Annotated in this window: 15 protein-coding genes; 7 read left to right on the top strand and 8 right to left on the bottom strand. The window is 73.3% G+C overall.

Going from position 1 to position 20,829, the window contains the following annotated elements; all coding sequences use genetic code 11:
* Nucleotides 1–2,047: DEAD/DEAH box helicase (locus ABEB00_RS29475; protein ID WP_345623555.1), on the bottom strand; the 2,047-nt coding region annotated here is incomplete at its 3' end.
* A gap of 505 nt (nucleotides 2,048–2,552) precedes the next feature.
* On the opposite strand from ABEB00_RS29475, the gene ABEB00_RS29470 reads away from it, so the two are divergent.
* Complete coding sequence (locus tag ABEB00_RS29470; protein WP_345623554.1) at nucleotides 2,553–3,299, top strand: ferritin-like fold-containing protein; 747 nt, start codon at nucleotides 2,553–2,555, stop codon at nucleotides 3,297–3,299.
* A 130-nt stretch (nucleotides 3,300–3,429) separates the two neighbouring features.
* On the opposite strand, the gene ABEB00_RS29465 is transcribed toward ABEB00_RS29470, so the two are convergent.
* The 4 genes from ABEB00_RS29465 to ABEB00_RS29450 all read right to left on the bottom strand — a co-directional run bounded on the left by ABEB00_RS29465 (nucleotide 3,430) and on the right by ABEB00_RS29450 (nucleotide 5,569).
* Entirely contained in the window at nucleotides 3,430–3,699 is a 270-nt protein-coding gene (locus tag ABEB00_RS29465) for a hypothetical protein (RefSeq protein WP_345623553.1), read from the bottom strand.
* 227 nt (nucleotides 3,700–3,926) lie between these two features.
* A complete protein-coding gene (locus ABEB00_RS29460; protein WP_345623551.1) occupies nucleotides 3,927–4,154 on the bottom strand; it encodes a DUF3107 domain-containing protein in 228 nt (75 codons plus the stop codon).
* A gap of 249 nt (nucleotides 4,155–4,403) precedes the next feature.
* A complete protein-coding gene (locus tag ABEB00_RS29455) occupies nucleotides 4,404–5,048 on the bottom strand; it encodes a TetR/AcrR family transcriptional regulator (RefSeq protein WP_345623549.1) in 645 nt (214 codons plus the stop codon).
* A 299-nt stretch (nucleotides 5,049–5,347) separates the two neighbouring features.
* The gene (locus tag ABEB00_RS29450) at nucleotides 5,348–5,569 is read right to left on the bottom strand and encodes a hypothetical protein (RefSeq protein ID WP_345623548.1); all 222 of its coding nucleotides are present in this window, start codon (nucleotides 5,567–5,569) and stop codon (nucleotides 5,348–5,350) included.
* 232 nt (nucleotides 5,570–5,801) lie between these two features.
* On the opposite strand from ABEB00_RS29450, the gene ABEB00_RS29445 reads away from it, so the two are divergent.
* The 6 genes from ABEB00_RS29445 to moeZ all read left to right on the top strand — a co-directional run bounded on the left by ABEB00_RS29445 (nucleotide 5,802) and on the right by moeZ (nucleotide 14,425).
* A complete protein-coding gene (locus ABEB00_RS29445; RefSeq protein WP_345623546.1) occupies nucleotides 5,802–6,866 on the top strand; it encodes an alpha/beta fold hydrolase in 1,065 nt (354 codons plus the stop codon).
* An 8-nt stretch (nucleotides 6,867–6,874) separates the two neighbouring features.
* Nucleotides 6,875–8,587: a DUF3152 domain-containing protein gene (locus ABEB00_RS29440; RefSeq protein WP_345623545.1), complete on the top strand. Its 1,713-nt coding sequence runs from the start codon at nucleotides 6,875–6,877 to the stop codon at nucleotides 8,585–8,587.
* A 173-nt stretch (nucleotides 8,588–8,760) separates the two neighbouring features.
* Nucleotides 8,761–10,473 (top strand): DUF3492 domain-containing protein, encoded by a 1,713-nt coding sequence (locus tag ABEB00_RS29435; RefSeq protein ID WP_345623544.1) that lies wholly within the window; start codon nucleotides 8,761–8,763, stop codon nucleotides 10,471–10,473.
* Complete coding sequence (locus ABEB00_RS29430) at nucleotides 10,470–11,843, top strand: hypothetical protein (protein ID WP_345623543.1); 1,374 nt, start codon at nucleotides 10,470–10,472, stop codon at nucleotides 11,841–11,843. Before ABEB00_RS29435 ends, ABEB00_RS29430 begins: the two co-directional genes overlap by 4 nt.
* Before the next feature lie 211 nt (nucleotides 11,844–12,054).
* Complete coding sequence (locus ABEB00_RS29425; RefSeq protein ID WP_345623541.1) at nucleotides 12,055–13,107, top strand: SDR family oxidoreductase; 1,053 nt, start codon at nucleotides 12,055–12,057, stop codon at nucleotides 13,105–13,107.
* A gap of 139 nt (nucleotides 13,108–13,246) precedes the next feature.
* Nucleotides 13,247–14,425, top strand: a complete 1,179-nt coding sequence (gene moeZ / locus ABEB00_RS29420; protein WP_345623540.1) for an adenylyltransferase/sulfurtransferase MoeZ — start codon at nucleotides 13,247–13,249, stop codon at nucleotides 14,423–14,425.
* 113 nt (nucleotides 14,426–14,538) lie between these two features.
* Here moeZ and ABEB00_RS29415 read toward each other — a convergent pair whose 3' ends face one another.
* From ABEB00_RS29415 to ABEB00_RS29405, 3 genes are all read right to left on the bottom strand, one after another.
* Complete coding sequence (locus tag ABEB00_RS29415) at nucleotides 14,539–16,023, bottom strand: alpha/beta hydrolase (protein ID WP_345623539.1); 1,485 nt, start codon at nucleotides 16,021–16,023, stop codon at nucleotides 14,539–14,541.
* A 129-nt stretch (nucleotides 16,024–16,152) separates the two neighbouring features.
* Complete coding sequence (locus tag ABEB00_RS29410; protein ID WP_345623538.1) at nucleotides 16,153–17,706, bottom strand: alpha/beta hydrolase; 1,554 nt, start codon at nucleotides 17,704–17,706, stop codon at nucleotides 16,153–16,155.
* Between the two features lie 81 nt (nucleotides 17,707–17,787).
* Complete coding sequence (locus ABEB00_RS29405; RefSeq protein WP_345623537.1) at nucleotides 17,788–20,754, bottom strand: lysylphosphatidylglycerol synthase transmembrane domain-containing protein; 2,967 nt, start codon at nucleotides 20,752–20,754, stop codon at nucleotides 17,788–17,790.
* Nucleotides 20,755–20,829 lie beyond the last annotated feature (75 nt).

The raw sequence follows: 20,829 nt of genomic DNA, 5'->3' as shown, positions 1-20,829 counted from the left end.
TGGCCGCCTTCTTCCGCGTACGGCGCGGCTTGGCCTCCGCCTGCTCCGGCGCGGCCTCGGGCGCCGTGCCCTCGGCGGTGTCGACAGCCGCCTCGGCGGCGGCCGCGGTCTTACGGGTGCGGCGGCGCGGCTTGGCGGCGGGGGCCTCGTCGGCGACCGGAGCCGCCTCGGTGACCGGAGCCGTCTCGACGGCCGCAACGGCCTCGGGCGCCTCGGCGGCGGCCGCGGCCTTGCGGGTGCGGCGGCGCGGCTTGGCGGCGGGGATCTCGTCGGCGACCGGCGGTGTCGTCTCGGCGGCGGCCGGAGCGGCCGCCACGACCGGAGCGGCCCCGGCGGTCACGGGCTCGGCCGCGGTCTCCTCCACCACGACCGGCGTCTCCGCCGACCTGCGCGTACGGCGGCGGCGCGACTTCGCGGGGACCTCGGCGACCTCGCTGACCGTGACGGCCTCGGCGACGGCCGGAACCGTGACCTCCGTCGCGGCCGGAGCCACCGCGGCGGCCTCCGGCGCGGGAGTCTGAGCCGCCGTCGCGGCCACCGGCTGCTGCGTCTGGGCCTGGGCCTGGGCCTGCGTCTGGGTCTGCGCCTGGGGCTGGGGCTGAGCGCCCTGGCCCTGGTTGCCGCCACGGGTGCGGCGGCGCCGGCGCAGGGTGCGGGGGACCTCCTCGGTCTCCGCGGCCGGCCCGCCGGTCACGGCCTGCGCCGCCTCGGTGCCGGTCGCGGACGCCTCCAGCGGCGTTCCGTTGCGGGTACGGCGGCGGTTGCGCGGCGTACGCGCCGACGAGCGCTCGTGGCCGGCGGCACGGGACTCGTCCCGTCCGCCGCGGCCACCGCGACCGCGGGCGTTACGGCCGCCCGGCTCGCCCAGGTCCTCCACTGCCTCGGCCGCCAGCCCGGCACGCGTACGGGACGCGCGCGGCAGCACACCCTTGGTGCCCGCGGGGATACCGAGGTCGGTGTAGAAGTGCGGGGAGGTGGAGTAGGTCTCCGGCGGGTCGTTGAACTTGAGCTGCAGCGCCTTGTTGATGAGCTGCCAGCGGGGGATGTCGTCCCAGTCGACCAGGGTGATCGCCGTACCCTTGGCGCCCGCGCGGCCGGTGCGGCCGATGCGGTGCAGGTACGTCTTCTCCTCTTCCGGGCACTGGTAGTTGATGACGTGCGTGACGCCCTCGACGTCGATACCGCGGGCGGCGACGTCGGTGCAGACCAGTACGTCCACCTTGCCGTTGCGGAAGGCGCGCAGCGCCTGCTCGCGGGCGCCCTGGCCGAGGTCGCCGTGGACCGCGCCGGAGGCGAAACCGCGCTGCTGGAGCTGGTCGGCCAGATCGGCGGCCGTGCGCTTGGTGCGGCAGAAGACCATGGCCAGGCCCCGGCCCTCGGCCTGCAGTATCCGCGCGACCATCTCCGGCTTGTCCATGTTGTGCGCGCGGTAGATGAACTGCTTGGTGTTCGCGACCGTCGCGTCCGCGTCGTCCGGCGACGTGGCGCTGATGTGCGTGGGCTGCGACATGTAGCGGCGGGCCAGTCCGATGACCGCGCCCGGCATGGTGGCCGAGAACAGCATGGTCTGGCGCTTGGCCGGCAGCATGTTGATGATCTTCTCGACGTCGGGCAGGAAGCCCAGGTCGAGCATCTCGTCGGCCTCGTCGAGGACGAGCGACTTGATGTGCTTGAGGTCCAGCTTCTTCTGGCCCGCGAGGTCCAGCAGCCGGCCCGGGGTGCCGACGATCACGTCGACGCCCTTCCGCAACGCCTCGACCTGCGGCTCGTAGGCCCGGCCGCCGTAGATGGCGAGAACGCGCACGTTCCGCGCCTTGCCGGCGGTCAGCAGGTCGTTGGTCACCTGGGTGCACAGCTCGCGCGTGGGGACGACGACGAGGGCCTGCGGGGCCTCGGTCAGTGCCTCGGGAGCGGCGCGGCCGGCCTCGACGTCGGCGGGGACGGTGACGCGCTCCAGCAGCGGCAGGCCGAAGCCCAGCGTCTTGCCGGTGCCGGTCTTGGCCTGGCCGATGACGTCCTTGCCCGAGAGGGCGACGGGGAGCGTCATCTCCTGGATGGGGAAGGGGTTGACGATGCCGACGGCCTCAAGGGCTTCGGCGGTCTCGGGCAGAATTCCGAGGGAACGAAACGTGGTAGTCAGGGTGCTGCCTCTTCTGTGTGCGCGGTGCGAGGCGAGCGCGGGGGTCGTGCCGGACCGTGCCGGGACGTCGGCTGGCTTACGGGCGAGCCGTAGGACACGGGACCTCTGCCGACGCTCTAGCGCTCGTACCGCTGAGGGTCTCCCTCCGGCTGCCGTACACGACGTGGTGCGTGGCTGGAGGGCTGTCGGGTCGGAGCCGATCGGGCCACCGACCGGGCATCCTCATGCGTGCGGCCCGACGAAGATGTCCCGTACTGGGATGTCACGTACTCGTACGTCACATAGTCGGCAGGCGCATTACCACCATACCCCGGATTCGCGCACATGTGATGGCCGATTTGGTCACGTAGTCGTCGTCACACTGACTGACCAGGGCCTTACGGCCCTCGGCGGGCGGGCTATTGTGCGCTGCATGACGAGCTCTGACAAGCCTGGACAGGCCGCTGACGCCCCCGCCGCACGCACCGGAGTCGCCGCCCGGGACTGGGCGTCGGCAGCCGCCGACCCGCAGTACCGCGCCGCGGTCGTCGACCTGCTCGGGGCGCTCGCGTACGGCGAGCTGGCGGCGTTCGAGCGGCTCGCCGACGACGCCAAGCTGGCGCCCACACTGGCGGACAAGGCGGAGCTGGCGAAGATGGCCTCGGCGGAGTTCCACCACTTCGAGCGGTTGCGCGGCCGGCTCGCCGGGATCGGCGAGGAGCCGACGGAGGCGATGGAACCGTTCGTGGCGGCCTTCGCCGGTTTCCACAAGCAGACGGCTCCCTCGGACTGGCTGGAGGGACTCGTCAAGGCGTACGTCGGCGACTCCATCGCCAGCGACTTCTACCGCGAGGTGGCGGCCCGTCTCGACACCGACACCCGCGAGCTGGTGCTCGCCGTGCTGGACGACACCGGGCACGCGGATTTCGCGGTGGGCAAGGTGCGCGCCGCGATCGAGGCGGAACCGCGGCTGGGCGGGCGGCTGGCGCTGTGGGCGCGGCGGCTGATGGGCGAGGCCCTCTCGCAGTCCCAGCGGGTGGTCGCCGACCGGGACGCGTTGTCGACGATGCTCGTCGGCGGCGTCGCGGACGGCTTCGACCTCGCGGAGGTGGGCAGGATGTTCTCCCGGATCACCGAGGCGCACACCAAGCGGATGGCGGCACTGGGGCTGGCCGCCTGACGGGCTGGCTGCCTGACGGGGCTGGCTGCCTGACGGCTCCGCGGCGGTGGGGGGAACGAGGTGCGGGGTGAGCACCGTGTGAGCACCCCGGTATGTACCCCGGTGGGAAGGGCCCGGAGCGCGCGGCGGGTCAGACGGTCGCCGACCGGCCGCGCAGACGGCCCGCGGGGCGCAGGAGGAGCGAGAGCGAGGCGGTGGCGAAGACCGCCGCGCCCAGCAGGTCCGGCAGCAGATTCCCCACCCCCAGCGCGCTGTGTGTGACGAACGCCCCGAACAGGGCTCCGGCGACACCTGTCGGCAGCACGAGGACCCGGGCCGGCAGACGGTGCGGCAGGCGGTGGGCGGCGGCCCAGGCCAGGGCCAGTCCGATGATCGCGGCGATGAGCACTTCCAGGAGCATGTCGGGGTCCCTCCCTCGCGGCCGGTCTGCCTGGACGGTCGTAGCGGTCATACCCCTGACCTGCGGAACGCAATCCTCCTCTATGGGGGACTTGTGCTCCGTCTGTGCGGGACTGTGCGGGACGGTGCGGGACCGTGTCGCGGGACTGGGCAGGGCTGTGCGGGACCCGGCGGACGCGGAAGGGCCCGGCGGTGCACCCCGCCGGGCCCTTCCGAACAGCGGTCCGACTACAGCGCGCCGAAGCCCACCTTGCGCGGAGCCGCCTCGCCCAGCTCGACGTACGCGAGGCGTTCGGCCGGGATGAGCACCTTGCGGCCGTGCTCGTCCACGAGGCTCAGTAGCTGCGACTTGCCGGCCAGCGCCTCGGCCACCACGCGCTCGACCTCCTCGGCGCTCTGACCGCTCTCCAGAACGATCTCGCGGGGCGCGTGCTGCACGCCGATCTTGACCTCCACGGCTACTTCCCTCCGACGGTCAGTGTGTGCGCGACCTACCGCGCCGTACCCAGCACACATTAGCCCGGTGAGGGGACGTACATGTTCCGCGCGAGAACGCCAGGAGCGAACAGCCGGAGGGAACAACCGGGAGGGAGCGGCCGGAGGGAGCGGCCGGAGGGAGCAGCCGCGGGGAACGGGCGGCCGACGCCGGTCCGGTCCGCCCGGTGCGGTGTGCCCGGTCCGGTCCGCCCGGTCCGGGCGGTGGGTTCAGTGCGGCTGGTCGATGCCGTGCAGCGGGAAACCGGCGATGCCGCGCCAGGCCAGCGAGGTGAGCAACTGGACCGCCTGGTCTCGCGGCACGCTGCGGTCGCTGTGCAGCCACGAGCGGGCCACCACCTGGGCGAGGCCGCCGAGGCCCGAGGCGAGCAGCATCGACTCCGCGCGGGAGAGCCCGGTGTCCTCGGCGATGACGTCGCAGATCGCCTCGGCGCACTCGGTGGTGACCTTGTCGACGCGCTCGCGCACGGCGGGCTCGTTGGTCAGATCCGACTCGAAGACCAGGCGGAAGGCGCCCCCGTCGTCCTCGACGTAGGCGAAGTAGGCGTCCATGGTCGCCCGGACGCGCTGCTTGTTGTCGGTCGTCGACGCGAGCGCGAGCCGCACGGACTGGATCAGGGATTCGCAGTGCTGGTCCAGCAGGGCGAGGTAGAGGTCGAGTTTGCCCGGGAAGTGCTGGTAGAGCACCGGCTTGCTGACACCGGCGCGCTCGGCGATGTCGTCCATCGCGGCCGCGTGGTAACCCTGCGCGACGAACACTTCCTGCGCGGCGCCGAGGAGCTGGTTCCGCCGGGCGCGACGCGGCAGCCGCGTGCCCCGCGGGCGTACCGCCTCTGTCTGCTCGATGGCTGTCACGCCGCCTCCCAAAATCGTCCAAGTGCGGTGTGCGCCGCGCGGCCATCGTACTTTTCGGTAACCGTGGTGTGCGCGGTGCGAACGCAGAATTTCACGGACCGGACGGTGGCGATAGCGGTACAACGCGTTTTGAACAGGGGCGGACCGGGCAGGCCGTCCGGCCCTCCCTGGTCGGCGGGGCGGTTCCCGGTCTCCCGGCCGCCCTTCCCGGCGCCGTGCCACGCCCCGCTCGTCAACGGCGTCGGCGGCGCGTCAGCGATGTGTCAGTGACATCAGTGGTGCTACCGCTGTCAGCGCTGTCAGCGGTAGTCGTCCTCGTCCAGTGAGACGACGCGGGCCTGTTCCGCGAGATCGGCCTCGTTGGCCCGGGCGGGGTCGATGTCGGTCAGCGGGTCGTCGCGCCGCGGCGCCACGTCCGCGAGCTGTTCGGCCGCGTCGGCGTCCGGCGCCTCGACGCCGATCTCACCGGACTCCTGCGCCTCGTCCTCGAAAGTCTCGGGATCGGTGGGGTCGATGGTCATGCCGGGCTCCCTTCTCCGAACGTCCCTGTACAGGCAGGGGCCACAAGCGGGTGCCCTCGGTAAGAGCCTAGGAGACACCCGCACCTGACGCCATGCGACGGGACGCGTCGTGATCGGTTACTGCGTGATGATCTGCGTGCGCCTCGGGCAGTACCCGCGCAGCGCCGGAATGCACCACCCCTGTGAGGCCGAACACATGAACCCACGCGTGATCGTCTCGTAACATTGCCGCATGTCTTCGACCGAACTGCCGTCCGTACCGCCCGCCGACGTGCTGTCCGACGCGGCAGCCGTCCGGGTCGCGAAGGGCGAGCGGCTCCGGTCGGTGCACCTGCCCGGCATCACCCTGACGGTGCGTTCGAGGCACCCGGCCCGCCCTGGCCTGCCGCCCGCACTGTACGTCCACGGCCTCGGCGGCTCCTCCCAGAACTGGTCGGCGATGATGCCGCTGCTGGACGACGTCGTCGACAGCGAGGCCCTCGATCTGCCGGGCTTCGGCGACTCCCCGCCGCCCGACGACGGCAACTACTCGATCACGGGACACGCACGCGCGGTGGTCCGCCACCTCGACGCGTCGGGGCGCGGCCCCGTGCACCTGGTGGGCAACTCCCTCGGCGGCGCCGTCGCGACGCGCGTGGCCGCCGCCCGTCCCGACCTGGTGCGCACGCTCACCCTGATCTCGCCCGCACTGCCGGAGATACGCGTCCAGCGCAGCGCCGTACCGACCGGGCTGCTGGCGCTGCCCGGCGTGGCGGGGCTGTTCACGCGGATGAGCCGGGACTGGACGGCGGAGCAGCGGGTCCGCGGCGTCATGGCGCTGTGCTACGGCGATCCCGGCCGGGTGTCGGAGGAGGGCCTCAGGCACGCGGTGGAGGAGATGGAACGGCGGCAGCGGCTGCCGTACTTCTGGGACGCGATGGCGCGCTCCGCGCGTGGGATCGTCAACGCCTACACGGCGGGCGGCCAGCACGGGCTGTGGCGACAGGCCGGGCGGGTTCTCGCGCCGACCCTCCTCGTCTACGGTGGCCGGGACAGACTCGTCGGTTACCGCATGGCCCAGCGGGCGGCGCGCGCCTTCCGCGACTCGCGGCTGCTGACGCTGCCGGACGCGGGGCACGTCGCCATGATGGAGTACCCGGAGACGGTCGCCACGGCCTTCCGTGAACTCATCGCGGACGCGGGTGCGGGTGCGGATGCGGATCTGCATACGGACGCGGAGGTGGCCGTGCCGGTCACGCGCGGTGGCGCGGACCGGACCGTCGAGGACAGGCACACCAACGACAGCACAGGAGGCTGAGGCGCGACGTGGGACGCCACAGCCGTCGCGGACCGGCACCCAAGGCCGAGACCGCGGGGACCAAGGACGAACCCGCCGCAGCGCGGGACGGGCGGACCGGGCGGCCGGACGGCCGGGACGGGAGGCCGGACGGCCGGGACGGCCGGGGACGGCCACCCGGACCGGGGCGCGGACGGAGCGCCGAGCCCGGCCCGCAGGAGCGGGCACTGCCCGCGCCCGGAGCGCCGCGACACCCGGACGCGTGGGGCACGGGCGAAACACCCGGACAGGGCATCCCGCGCCCGTACGACGGCGGGCCACCGGCTCGGGGGGCCCCGGCTCAGGGGTCCCCGGTTCGGGGAACACCGGCTCAGAGGCCCACGCGCCCGCCGCAGAGCGGCACGAGCGGCACCCCCGCGCGTGGTGTGCCGCGGCTTCCCGACGGCACTCCGGCGCACGGCGTGCCGCAGGTCCGCGGCGGCCATCCCGAGCAGCGGGAACACGGGGGCGGATGGGGTGAGTTCAGGGGGCGCGCGGGAGCCGGACAGGGCGTGAAGCCGGGAGCCGACGCGCCGGCGAGCCACCAGGGCCGCCAGATCCGCCAGGACCGCCAGAGCCGCCAGGGCGACCAAGGCGACCAGGAAGCTTCGGGGCGTACGGGCGGCCCCCTTCCCCGGCAGCGGCGAGGGCCCCGGGGCGGGCCCCGTCAGGACTACCTGGACGCCTTCACGGCCAGGGGCGACGCCGCCGAGGTACGGGAGGACGCCCCCGAAACGAAGGAGGGCGACTTCACGCCCCGCGCCTCCCCGCGCGCCCCCGACCCGTACGCCTCCGTCACCGACTGGACCGCCGAGGACGACGACGCCGTCCGTACGGAGCGGCACACCGGCGACGCGCCGCTCACCGGTGTGCCCGTGGCCCCCGCCAAGGGCGCCAAGGGACGGACGTTCACCGGGATCGCGGCCGCCGCCGTCACCACCGTGCTCGCCATCGTCGTGGCCGGCCAGGTCACCGGCGGCAGCACCGACGACGCGCGGGCCCAGCGGTCGGCCGCCGACCAGGCGCGCGACGCCCGGGACGGCGGCACGGGCACGGGCGAGTCCGAGGAGGCGCCCGCCGGCGAGGGCGCCGCGGCACCGCTGACGTACGAGCAGCAGATGGGCACCGTGTACCCGCTCGGCGCCGAACTGAAGGGGTCCGGCGAGTTCGACGCGATCCCCGGCATCGCCAAGGCGCCGGGCAAGGGAGACAAGTACACCTACCGCGTGGACGTCGAGCAGGGCCTCGGCCTCGACGGCGAACTCTTCGCGCAGGCCGTGCAGAAGACGCTCAACGACGAACGGAGCTGGGCGCACAACGGCGCCAAGACGTTCGAGCGCATCCACTCCGGTCACCCCGACTTCGTGATCACGCTCGCCAGCCCCGGCACCACCGCCGACTGGTGCGCCAAGTCCGGGCTGGACACCACCGTCGACAACGTCTCCTGCGACTCGGCGGCCACCGAGCGCGTCATGATCAACGCCTACCGGTGGGCGCAGGGCGCGAAGACTTACGGCGACGCCAGGATCCACGCCTACCGGGAGATGCTGATCAACCACGAGGTCGGCCACCGACTCGGCCACAACCACGTGACCTGCGACAAGGACGGCGACCTCGCCCCCGTCATGCAGCAGCAGACCAAGTTCCTCGAGTACGACGGCATCCGCTGCCGTCCCAACGCCTGGGCCTACCCCGCCGGCTGACCCGCGCGGCACGTTCGAACGTGCCCCGCACCGGAAAGTTACGACCGTTCACCCCTTCTGGTGGCGTGATGGACAACCGTCCGTCGCGCCACCGTCTTGTCCGCTTACGTTCTTCCCGCTGCGAGCCGTCGAACCAACGGCGGCTCTCCACACGGGAGATCGGGGGTGCGCGGGTGCGCATCGGACTGCTGACGGAGGGTGGCTACCCGTACCTGAGCGGCGACGCCGGGCTCTGGTGCGACCGGCTCGTGCGCGGGCTCGGGCAGCACGAGTTCGACGTCTACGCGCTCAGCCGCAGCGAGGACCAGGAGGACGAAGGCTGGGTTCCGCTGCCCCCGCAGGTCAGCAGGGTGCGTACCGCGCCGCTGTGGACAGCGCGGGACGCCGGGCCCGCATACGGACGGCGCGCGCGCCGGCGCTTCACCGAGTACTACGGCGAACTGGCCGACGTCCTGTGCGCCTCGGGCACCGGAGATCTCCCCGGCCATCCCGGGGAGACGTCCGCAAGTGAGGCGGACCGTTTCGCCAACGCCCTCCACGGGCTCGCCGGACTCGCCCGCGACGAGGGCCCCCTGGCAGGCGCGCTCCGCTCCGAGACCGCCGTGCGCGCCCTGGAGCGCGCCTGTCGCGCACCCGGCGCCCAGCGCCCCGCGCGCGAGGCGCGCGTCCCCGATCTCCTCGCCGTCGTCGCGCACCTGGCACGCGCGCTGCGCCCCCTCTCACTGGACTGGTACGACGACGCCGGACTCGGCGCGGTCGACCTGTGCCACGCCGCGTCCGGCGGCTCGGCCGCCCTGCCCGGCCTGCTCGCCCGGCACTTCTTCGGCGTGCCGCTGCTGCTGACGGAGTACGGCGTGCGACTGCGCACGCACTACCTGACCGCCACGGAGTACTCGCCGTCCATACGCGCGCTGGTCGCCGCCTTCCACGGCCGGCTCACCGCCGAGATCTACCGGCGGGCCGCTGTCATCACCCACGGCAACGCGCACGCCCGCCGCTGGCAGGAGCGCTGCGGAGCCGACCGCGCGAAACTGCGCACCGTCCACCCGGGCATGGACGCCGCCCCCTTCACCGAGGCGGGGGAGTACCCGGACCGCACCGCCCCGGACACCCTGGTGTGGGTCGGCACGGTCGAACCCGCCAAGGACCTGGTCTCCCTGCTGCACGCCCTCACCGAGATCCGCAAGGAGGAGCCCTGGACCCGGCTGCGGATCATCGGCTCCCCCCGCGACCCCGAGGGCGCGGAGTACCTCGCCCACTGCCGGGCCCTGGCCGCACACCTCTTCCCCGACGACGCCGACGGCCCCTACGCTCCCGGCCGCGACCCGGTCTCCTTCGAGGCGATCGGCGACCCCGGTCTCCCCTTCGCCCGCGACGCGTACACCGCCGGTGCCCTGGTCGTGCTCTCCAGCGTCGTCGAGGGTTTCCCGGCCGGCCTGGTCGAGGCGATGCTCTGCGCTCGCGCCACGGTCTGCACGGACGTCGGCGCGGTGGTCGAGGCGGTCGGCGGCACGGGTCTCGTGGTGCCCCCGCGCAATCCGCGGGCGCTCGCCGAGGCGTGCGTGGCACTGCTGCGCGATCCCGGGCGCCGTGCGCGCCTCGGAGCCGCCGCCCGCGCCCGCGCGCTGGAACTCTTCACCGTCGAGCAGAACGTCACGGCATTTCACGGCATTTATCAAGAGATCCACTCGCGTACACCGGTCCGCCGGGTGGTGCCGTACGACGCCGGTGAGCCCCGCCCGTTCGCCGCCCCGGCCGAGACGCACGTCCCGGACCGCTGGACGGCCGGTGCCCGGCCTCGTGCCGCCCGGAGCCGCCCGGGGTGGGCGACGGACGCGCCGCCGCGGCCGGCGGCGGCCCTCTCCGCCGTCGAGGGGGCCCGATGAGCGGCCTCGGCGAACTCGACCGCCCCGGGACGCCGGGCCATCCCGGGACGCCCGGTGGTCCGGAGACACCCGGTGGTCTCGGGACGCCCGGTGGTTCCGGTGCCTGGGACGAGCGCTCGCGCAGGTGGCCGGACCGCGCACCCGGCCCGGCATCCGACTCCGTACGGGCCGGGTCCCGGGAGGGCCACCCCGAGAGGCGGCCCGGGACCACCCGCCGCGCCGGACCCGACCCCGTCAAGGCCCTGATGCAGCGCCACCGGGCGCTGTGCGAGCGGGCGGTGGACCCGCTGGAGATCGCGGCGGGCCTGGAGGCGCACGGCGTCACCGACCGGACCGCCGCGCACTTCCGCCACCGGGACGTCTTCTCCCTCGCGGAGGAGATGTACGCCCGCGTCCCGCGCGACGACGAGCCGCCCTCACCCGAGAGCGATCTCCTCCCCGGCGACGCGTCCGGGCACGACACCGACCGCCTTACCGGCGCCGGGGACGGCAGCCTGCCGGCGGCCCCCACGGCGACGCCCCCCGCCCGCCCCGGCTGGATCGCGCTCACCCTGCTGCCCGGCGCGCTGTGCGCCGCCACGGTCGCCGGGCTGCGGCTCACCCACGGGCAGCCGCGCCTGATCACGGCCGCCGCCGGCGCGCTCGCCGCGGCCCTCGCCCTGCGCGTGGTCCTGCGCCGATGGCGGCCGGCGGGCGGCCCGCACCCCCACACCGCCACCTGGACCTCCTGGCTCGTGGGCTACGCCCTCCTGGGTGACGGCCTGCTCGGCGTGGTCCTCCGCGGCGGCCCCGACGCCCTGCCGACCGGCGGAGCGGACGGCCCCTGGCCGGTCAGCGCCACCCCCGCACTGGCGCTCGCCCTGGCCTGCGCGCCCGCCCTCTGGTGCGCCCACCTGTTCGCCGTGCGCGCCCGCCGCACCCTGGCCACGAGCCGCGGCCTGAACGACTTCACCGCCTCCGTACGGACCCTGCTGTACGGCACGTTCGCCCTGTTCCTGTGCGTGACGGCGGCCCTCGCCGCCCTCTCCGGCGCGCTCCTGGACCAGCCGGTCCCCGCACCGCAGACGCTCACGCTGGGCGCCCTGCTCTTCCTCGCCCGGCTCACGGCCGGGCACGGCCTCACCCACACCCCGGCGCTCGTCCTCACCGGCGCGGCGACAGCCGAGGCCACCGCCCTGGCCGGCCTCTTCGCGGGCCGGCTCCCCGGATGCGGCGTCCTGGCCGTCCCCGTCGAGGCCCTCGTGACCACCTGGGGGCCCGGCAGCGTCCCGACGGCGGCCTGCGGCGCGGGCGCGCTGACGCTGCTGCTGCACGCCACCCGCCGGCTGACCAGGGCCTCGGCCCACGCGGACCCGGAGCCCCACCGGTGAACCCAGCCGTCCCGCGCCCCCACGGCGGCGGAACAGGCGCCCACGCACCCCCGCGGCGCCCCGCGCACCCCCGCGCCCGCCCCCGGACACCTTCCGTCCTTCCCGTCCTTCCCGTCCCGGTCCGACCGTCAAGGCCGCCGAGCACCACCCCTGAAGGAGAACCCGACATGACCACCTCCCGACCCGGAACATCGGCCCCGGGAGCCACCCGATGAGGGTCCTGCTGATCGGAGCCAACGGATACCTCGGCCGCTTCGTCGCCGACCGCCTGCTCGCCGACCCGGCCGTCCAGCTCACCGTCCTCGGCCGCGGTGACGACGCCGACGTCCGCTTCGACCTCGCCAGCGGCAGCCCCGGCGCCCTCACCCGGTTCTTCGACGCGGTCCACCCCGGCGTCGTCGTCAACTGCGCCGGCGCCACCCGCGGCGGAGCCCGCGAACTGACCCGGCACAACACCGTCGCCGTCGCCACCGTCTGCGAGGCCCTGCGCCGCAGCGGCTGCGGCGCCCGCCTGGTCCAGGTCGGCTGCAGCGCGGAGTACGGCCCCAGCCAGCCCGGTTCCTCCACGGCGGAGGACGCCGTCCCCCGCCCCGGCGGGCCCTACGGCGTCAGCAAGCTCGCCGCGACGGAACTGGTCCTCGGCTCCGGCCTGGACGCCGTCGTGCTCCGTGTCTTCTCGCCGGCCGGACCCGGCACCCCCGCCGGCTCCCCGCTGGGCCGGCTCGCCGAGGCCATGCGCCGCGCCATGCAGTCCGGCGACGGCGAACTGCGGCTCGGCGGCCTCGGCGCCCAGCGGGACTTCGTGGACGTGCGCGACGTCGCCCGCGCCGTCCACGCCGCCTCCCTCTCGGCCGCGCAGGGCGTCATCAACATCGGCTCCGGCCGCGCCGTGCGCCTGCGCGACGCCGCCGCCACCCTCGCCCGCGTGGCCGGCTACGGCGGTGCCCTGCACGAACTCGACAGCCCGCCCGGCGCCCCACGATCGGTCATCGGCCACCCCCGTGCCGAAGCGGCCCCCGGCCACCGCGCGGACCCCCTCGGCCACCACCGCTCCGACAACGCCGTCCACCCCCGGGCGGACGGTCTCGGGCACCGCGCCGAACCCGAGCACGCGGCGCCGGTCGCGTACCCGTACCCGGACGGCTGCGGAAGCTGGCAGCAGGCGGATGTGCGCACCGCCCGCGACCGGCTCGGCTGGCGCCCCCGCATCGGCCTGGAGGAATCCCTGGCCGACATCTGGATGGAGGCCGCGTGCCGCATCTGACGGGCACGGGAACGGGCCGATGCCCGGCCACTGGGACGACATCGTCTCGCGGGTCGGAACGGGTGTCTCGGAATGAAAAAACGCGTGGCAGTGTTACGGGGAGAACAACCGTAATGATTGACCGACCGACGGAGTCCCCGTGTCGCTGCCACCCCTGGTCGAGCCGGCCCCCGAACTCACCGTGGACGAGGTCCGCAGGTACTCCCGCCACCTGATCATCCCCGACGTCGGGATGGACGGGCAGAAGCGGTTGAAGAACGCCAAGGTGCTCGCCGTTGGCGCCGGCGGCCTCGGTTCGCCGGCCCTGATGTACCTCGCCGCGGCGGGCGTGGGCACCCTGGGCATCGTGGAGTTCGACGAGGTCGACGAGTCGAACCTGCAGCGCCAGATCATCCACAGCCAGGCCGACATCGGCCGCTCCAAGGCGGAGTCGGCCCGTGACACCGTCAAGGGCATCAACCCGTACACGAACGTCGTCCTTCATCAGGAGCGGCTCGAAGCCGACAACGTGATGGAGATCTTCAGCCAGTACGACCTGATCGTCGACGGTACGGACAACTTCGCGACCCGCTACCTGGTCAACGACGCCTGCGTGCTGCTGAACAAGCCGTACGTGTGGGGCTCCATCTACCGCTTCGACGGCCAGGCGTCCGTCTTCTGGTCCGAGCACGGCCCCTGCTACCGCTGCCTCTACCCGGAGCCCCCGCCCCCCGGCATGGTCCCCTCCTGCGCCGAGGGCGGCGTGCTGGGCGTGCTGTGCGCGTCCATCGGCTCCATCCAGGTCAACGAGGCCATCAAGCTCCTCGCCGGCATCGGCGAGCCGCTGGTCGGCCGCCTGATGATCTACGACGCCCTGGAGATGCAGTACCGCCAGGTCAAGGTCCGCAAGGACCCCGACTGCGCGGTCTGCGGTGAGAACCCCACCGTCACCGAACTCATCGACTACGAGGCGTTCTGCGGCGTCGTCTCCGAGGAGGCCCAGGCGGCCGCGGCCGGCTCCACGATCACTCCCAAGCAGCTCAAGGAGTGGATCGACGACGGCGAGAACATCGAGATCATCGACGTCCGCGAGCAGAACGAGTACGAGATCGTCTCCATCCCGGGCGCGCGGCTGGTCCCGAAGAACGAGTTCCTCATGGGCACCGCCCTGGAGAGCCTCCCGCAGGACAAGAAGATCGTCCTGCACTGCAAGACGGGTGTCCGCAGCGCGGAGGTCCTCGCGGTCCTGAAGTCCGCGGGTTTCTCCGACGCGGTGCACGTCGGCGGCGGCGTCATCGGCTGGGTCCACCAGATCGAGCCCGACAAGCCGATCTACTGAGCCGTACCCGGCCCGGTTCTTCGAGCGGCGGGGGTCTCGCGCACCATGGGTGCCCGGGGCCCCCGCCGTCGTCGTGAGCGGGACGGTCGTCGTGAGCGGGGCGAGCGGGGCCGCTACGAGCAGACCTCGCCGTCCTTGGGCACGGTCCCGTCCAGCAGATAGGCGTCGACCGCGGAGTCCACGCAGTCGCTGCCGCTGCCGTACGCACCGTGGCCCTCGCCTTTCCAGGTGAGCACCACCCCCACGCCCTCGCCCAGCTCGTCCGCCATCGCCCGGGCGCCCTCGTAGGGCGTCGCCGGATCGCCGGTGTTGCCCACCACCAGCACCGGGGCCGCGCCCGGAGCGCTCACCTCCGGCGTCTCGTACTGCCCGGCCACCGGCCAGTCGTGGCACCAGCCGGCGGTGTCCCAGCCGAGGAAGGCGCCGAAGACGGGAGAGATCCGCTCGAACTCGCCCAGCCGCTTCCTCGCCTCCTCCGGCGTCGGCCGGTCCTTGCCGTCGAGGCACGATATGACCCGTTGGGAGTGGGTGGTCGTGCCGTAGTGCCCGGACGTATCACGCTCGTTGTAGCCGTCGGCGAGTGCCAGCAGTTCCGAACCGTCGCCCGCCTCGGCCGCGGCCAGCGCGCTGGTCAGGGTCGGCCAACTGTCCTTGCCGTACAGCGGCAGCACGATCCCGGTGACGGCCAGCGTCTCGGTCAGCTCCCGGCCGGAGGACGACGTGGGCAGCGGTTCCGCGTCGAGGCGCTCCAGCAGCCCGGCGATCTTCCGCGAGCCCTGCTCGGGGTCCTGGCCGGTGGACCGCAGATAGTCGTCGAGCGCGCGCTGGAAGCCCCTGGCCTGGTGCTCGGCGTGGCCCATCGTGTCGGCGGTCGGATCGACGACCGCGTCCAGGACCAGCCGCCCGACCTTCTCGGGGAACAGGTGCGCGTAGACGCCGCCGAGTTCGGTGCCGTAGGAGATGCCGAAGTAGTGCATCTCCCGGTCGCCGAGGACCTGGCGCAGCAGGTCCATGTCGCGTGCGGTGTCCGTGGTCGACACATGTCCCATCAGCTTCCCCGCGGCCCGCTCGCAGCCCTTGCCGAAGGCGGTGGCGTCCTTCAGGAACGCTTGCTCCTCGGCGGCGGTGTCGGGTGTGGCGTCCACCGACTCGGCGGTCCGGATCGCCTTGTCGTCGCGGCAGCGCACGCCTTCGCTTGCGGCCACTCCGCGCGGGTCCCAGCTCACCAGGTCGTACCGCTCGTGCAGTGCCGACGCGGTGGGGGCGTACCCCGGCAGCGTGGAGACGCCCGAGCCGCCGGGGCCGCCGAAGTTGAACAGCAGGGAGCCGGCGCGCCGGTCACCGCGGGCCTTGGAGCGGATCAGGGCCAGACCGATGCGCTCACCGCCCGGTTCCGACCAGTCCAGCGGCACCTTGAGCGTGGCGCACTGCCAGTCGCCGCCCGGCGCCGGGGTCTCGCCGGTGCTCTCGCAGCGCCCCCAGTCGAGCCGCTGGGCCGACAGGGACTCGTCCTCGGAGTCCGAACCTCCTGAACCGCAGCCCGCCGTCAGCAGGGCCGCGGCGGCCAGCAGAGCCGCCCACCGAACCGAACGTGCCATGTGCACTCCCCCCAGCAGGCCGTCCGCACGGTACGGCGGATGGCTGTCCTGCCATGGTAGGCGGATCGCACCTCACCCGTCGGAGCCTGTGGATAACCCGCTGAGCTGCTGAAACGGCGGGGCTCGGGATCAGGAGCAGACGGTTTTGGCCTTCGGGGTGCGCCCGTCGAGCAGATAGCCGTCCACCGCGTTCCGCACGCACGTGTTCTTGCTGTCGTACGCGCCGTGCCCCTCGCCCTTGTAGGTCAGCTCGACGCCGACTCCCGCGCCCAGGGCGTCCACCATCTTCCGGGCGCCCTCGTACGGTGTGGCCGGGTCGCCGGTGTTGCCCACGACCAGGATCGGCGGGGCTCCGTCGGCCCGCACGGCGGGGTGGTCGGCGGCGCCGGCGACCGCCCAGTCGGTGCAACTGACCATGGACCAGGCGAGGTAGTCGCCGAAGAGCGGGGAGGCCGAGCGGAACTCGGGAAGTCTGCGCCGCACGTAGGCCGAGTCGTACCGCGGTTTGTCGTCGGCGCAGTTGATGGCGACGTTGGCCGCGGTGATGTTGCTGTACTCGCCGTTCTCGCCGCGTCCGTTCAGCGAGTCGGAGAGCACCATGAGGACCCTGCCGTCGCCGTCGTACGCCTGCTCCAGGCCCTCCGTGAGGTACTCCCAGAAGTCCTTCGAGTAGAGGGACTGCGCGATGCCGCTGGTCGCGGCGGTCTGGGTGAGTTCTCGGGGGCGGATGCCGGGGATCGGCCTGCTGTCGAGGTCCTTCAGCAGCTTGGCGATGCGGTCCTTGACGTTCTGGGCGCTGTCGCCGAGGGGGCAGTCCTCGGTCTGGGAGACGCAGTTCTCGGCGAAGTTGTCGAGGGCGCGCTGGAAGCCCTTCGCCTGCCCCAGCGAGCCCTGTTCGGAGTTCTGCGTGGGGTCGACGACGGCGTCGAAGACGGCACGGCCCACCTTCTCGGGAAACAGGTGCGCGTAGACGCCGCCGAGTTCGGTGCCGTAGGAGATGCCGAAGTAGTGCAGTTTGTCGTCACCGAGGACCTGGCGCATCAGGTCCATGTCGCGGGCCGCGTCGGTGGTCGCGACGTGCGGCAGCATCTTCTCGGAGTTCTTCTCGCAGGCCGCGTTGAACTTCTTGGTGTTCGCCACCAGTTCGGTGCGTTCGGCGGCGTCGTCGGGGGTGGCGTCCTGCTGGAAGTAGGTGTCGAGCTGGGCGTCGTCCAGGCACTCCACCGGGACGCTGCGGCCCACGCCGCGGGGGTCGAAGCTGACCAGGTCGTAGCGGGTGTTCAGCTTCTCGTAGTCCTGGCCGAAGGCGGGCAGGGTGGTGACGCCCGAACCGCCGGGGCCACCGAAGTTGAAGATCAGTGAACCGATCCGCCGGTCGGCCGCGCCGCTCGCCCGGGCGCGGATCAGCTCCAGTCCGAGGGTGTCGCCCTCGGGATCGTCCCAGTCGAGCGGGGCCTTCATGGTGGCGCACTGCCACGCGTCGCCGTCCGGCAGCGGCGAGGGCGCGGTGCCGCCGCCCTGGGCCGGGGACGGGGCCGGGCAGTCCCTCCAGCCGAGCTTCTGCTTCGCCAGGTCCCCGTCACCCGGATCGGCGCCGTCGCCGCAGCCGGCCAGCAGCGAGGACAGCAGCAGTACGGCGGTGGCGGTGGCGGGGGCGGCGCGCAGCCGGGAGGAGTGCGGCATGTCCCCATCGTGCGGTCGCGCGGGCCGGGGCGCGCGGGGCGGGGGCCGTACGGAGTAGGAGGAGCCCTCGGGCCCGTCCCGCTACAGCGCCTGCTTCCGCGACAGGTGGGTGAAGGCCAGCCAGCCCGGCAGTACCGGCAGCCACAGGGTCAGCAGCCGGAACAGGAGCACGGCCGGAGCGGCGACCTCCTTGGGCAGGCCCACGGCGATCAGACCGACCGTCAAGGTGGCCTCCACCGCGCCCACGCCGCCCGGCGTCGGCGCCGCCGACCCCAGCGCGTTGCCCGCGAGGAAGACCACGGCGACGCTGGCGAGGCTGATGGACGTCGACTCGTCGCCGAACGCGCGGATCGAGGCGTCCAGGCACATCACGAAACAGGCGGTGAGCAGCAGCATGCCGCCGATGCCGGTGACCAGCTTCTGCGGCCTCTGCAGCACGTCGAGCATGCGCGGCACGACGCCCGCGAAGAGCGAGCGCACGCGCGTGACGACGAACTTCCGCAGGAACGGCACCGAGGTGACCACGAGGACCAGGACCGCCACCGTCAACAGGCCCGCGATGACCGTCCGGGACGGCGACAGCGACGGGGTCTTCTCGGTGCCGGTGAGATAGCCGAAGGAGAGCAGCATCAGGATGTGGCAGCCCAGGCCGAACAACTGCGACGCGCCGACACTGGCGACCGCGAGCCCGGGCCGTACGCCCGCACGCTGGAGGAAACGGGTGTTCAGGGCGACGCCGCCGACCGCGGCCGGGGCGACGATCTTCACGAACGACCCGGCGACCTGCGCGGCCACGGTCCGCAGCCACGGCACGCGCTCGGGCACGAAGCCGAGCAGCGCCATCGCCGCCGCGAAGTAGCTCGCCGCCGAGAAGAGCACGGCGGCGGCGACCCAGCCCCACTCGGCGTGCGCGATCAGCGGTCCGAACTCGATGTGGGTGAGCTGGGTCAGCAGGAAGTAGGCGCCGATCGCGCCGGCGATGAAGCTGATCAGCGTGCGCGGCCGGATCCGTTCGAGGCGGGCCGGCTCGACGGGGGCCTGCGGCCTGATCCGCAGCACCTGGTGCCGGATCTGGGTGAGCAGGTCCTCCTCGCGGGCCTCGTCCATGGCGTCGTCGAGGGCCCGTTTCTCGGCCCGCTGCTCCGCGCGTGCGACCTTCTTGTCGGGTTTCGGGTCCGGTCTGCCGGGGTGACGGGGCTGGTCGAGCGGGACGGTCCGGTCGGGGTGGCGGGGCTTTTCGAGCGGGACGGTCCGGTCGGCGTGGCGGGGTTTGTCGAGAGAGAGGGCGCCGGCGGGTCGGTGGGGCTGGTCGAGCGGGACGGGCCGACCGGGCTCGTCGGCCGTGGCGCCGGAGTCGTCCGCCGCTTCCGAACGGGCCAGCTTGGCCTGTTTCGACGCCTCCAGTACGGCGTCGCGCTCGCGCTCGGCCCGCTCCCGGGCCAGCTTCCGCAGCGTCGCGCGGGTGGAGCGGCTGAGCGCGATCGGCTGGAGCATCGGCAGGCAGTCCGCCACGGCGTCCGGACCCAGCACACTCACCGCGGAGGCCACCGCACGCTCGGCGCCCACCCGCAGCCCCAGTGTCACCAGGAGCTGGGAGGTGTCCATGCGCAGCAGCAGGTCCCCGGCGGCGATCTCGCCGATCCGCAGGTCGGTGAGGATCACGGTGCCGGAACGATCCACCAGGATGGCGTCACCGACCAGCCTGCGGTGGGCGATCCGCCTCGACTGCAGGGCCCGTACCTGCTCCCAGGTGTCGCGCAGCAGGTCGTCGGTGATCTCCTCGTCCGCCAGCGAGTCGAGGGTGCGCCCGCCGGTGTGCTCGTAGACGAGTATCACGGCGTCGGGGCCGAGCTCCGACGTCGCGATCAGCTTCGGCGCGTTGGCGCCCGCCGCGATGGCCGCGTAGGCGAGCAGCGCCTCCTGCTCCAGCGCCTGGCGCAGCGACTGGAGGCTGCTGCGGGTGGCGAAGCCGCGCAGGGTCAGATTGCGCCACGCGCGGTAGAAGAAGCCCTGCGCCTGCTGCTCCCGGTCGACGACCGTGACGTCCAGCGGCGGGCCGTCCTCCAGCGTCACGAAGTAGCGCCGGCCGCGGTCGCCGGTCTCGGCGGTGTCCGGCGGGGCCTCCTCGCGCGAGGCGGTCACCGGACGGAACCCCACCGTCCTGAGGCCCGCCATCAGCGTGCGCCCGGTGGGCCGGACGTTGGGGGAGCCGACCGCGTACAGCGTCCCGTAGGCCACGGTCCAGCCGATCAGCACCGTGAGGATGATCGAGAACGGCGTCGTGTAACCGGTGACGAGCATGGAGAAGGCGTCGAGGAGCAGCACGATCCACAGCACCGCGCGCCACCGCGGCCTGCGGGACATGCCGACGGCCGTCATGTAGGCGATGACCGGCGCCAGATAGCCGTGGACGGGGTCGGTGAGGGCGTGGATGTCCCCGGGCGAGGGCTGGGTGAGCGCCTCCTGGATGGAGCCCGGGGCGGCCTTGGCGACCCACAGGTCCGTGGCGAGCGTCACTCCGTGGGCGAGGACGGCCGCGAGCACGCCGTCGGCGATGCGCAGTCCGTCCCGTTTGATCAGCCGCTCGATCGCGAAGGCGACCGGCACCAGGAGGATCGCGATGCTGGAGGCCAGTCCGGCGATCTTGATCAGGAGGTCGGGCGCCTGGCCGGTGCCCTTGTTGATGTCCTGTTCGAGGCCCGAGGTGGTGCCGTGGGCGAACGCGGCGACGGCGAGCAGCACGACGACGGCGAGGACGCCCACCAGGAGACGCACCAGGTCGGACGGCCGGTGCACCCGCGCGGGGAGCAGGGGTTCGTCACCCTCCACCTCGTCGACGTGCGCGGTGTCGGCGGCGTCGGTGTCCGGTGCGGTGCCGCCGGTGGCGCCGGCGCCGGGTTCGCCGACGGAGTCCCCGGCGGAGCCCCCGCCGGAGTTCCCGTCAGCGCTCTCGGGGGCGCTCGCGGAGGCGTTCTCCGGGGTGTCAGGACGCGAGGAGGCGGCAGAGGTGTCCTCCGCGTCGCCAGGCTGCGCACCCTGCTGTCTCATCGTCTCTTCTTGCTCTCGTATCACTGGTCACCGCCCGCACGATGGTGGCATGCCGCACCGACACTCGGGGGCATC

It is taken from the genome of Streptomyces ziwulingensis, assembly GCF_039542605.1.
Taxonomy (GTDB): Bacteria; Actinomycetota; Actinomycetes; order Streptomycetales; family Streptomycetaceae; genus Streptomyces; species Streptomyces ziwulingensis.
Note: the sequence above shows the minus strand (reverse complement) of the source record. Positions and strands in the feature narration are given on the sequence as shown.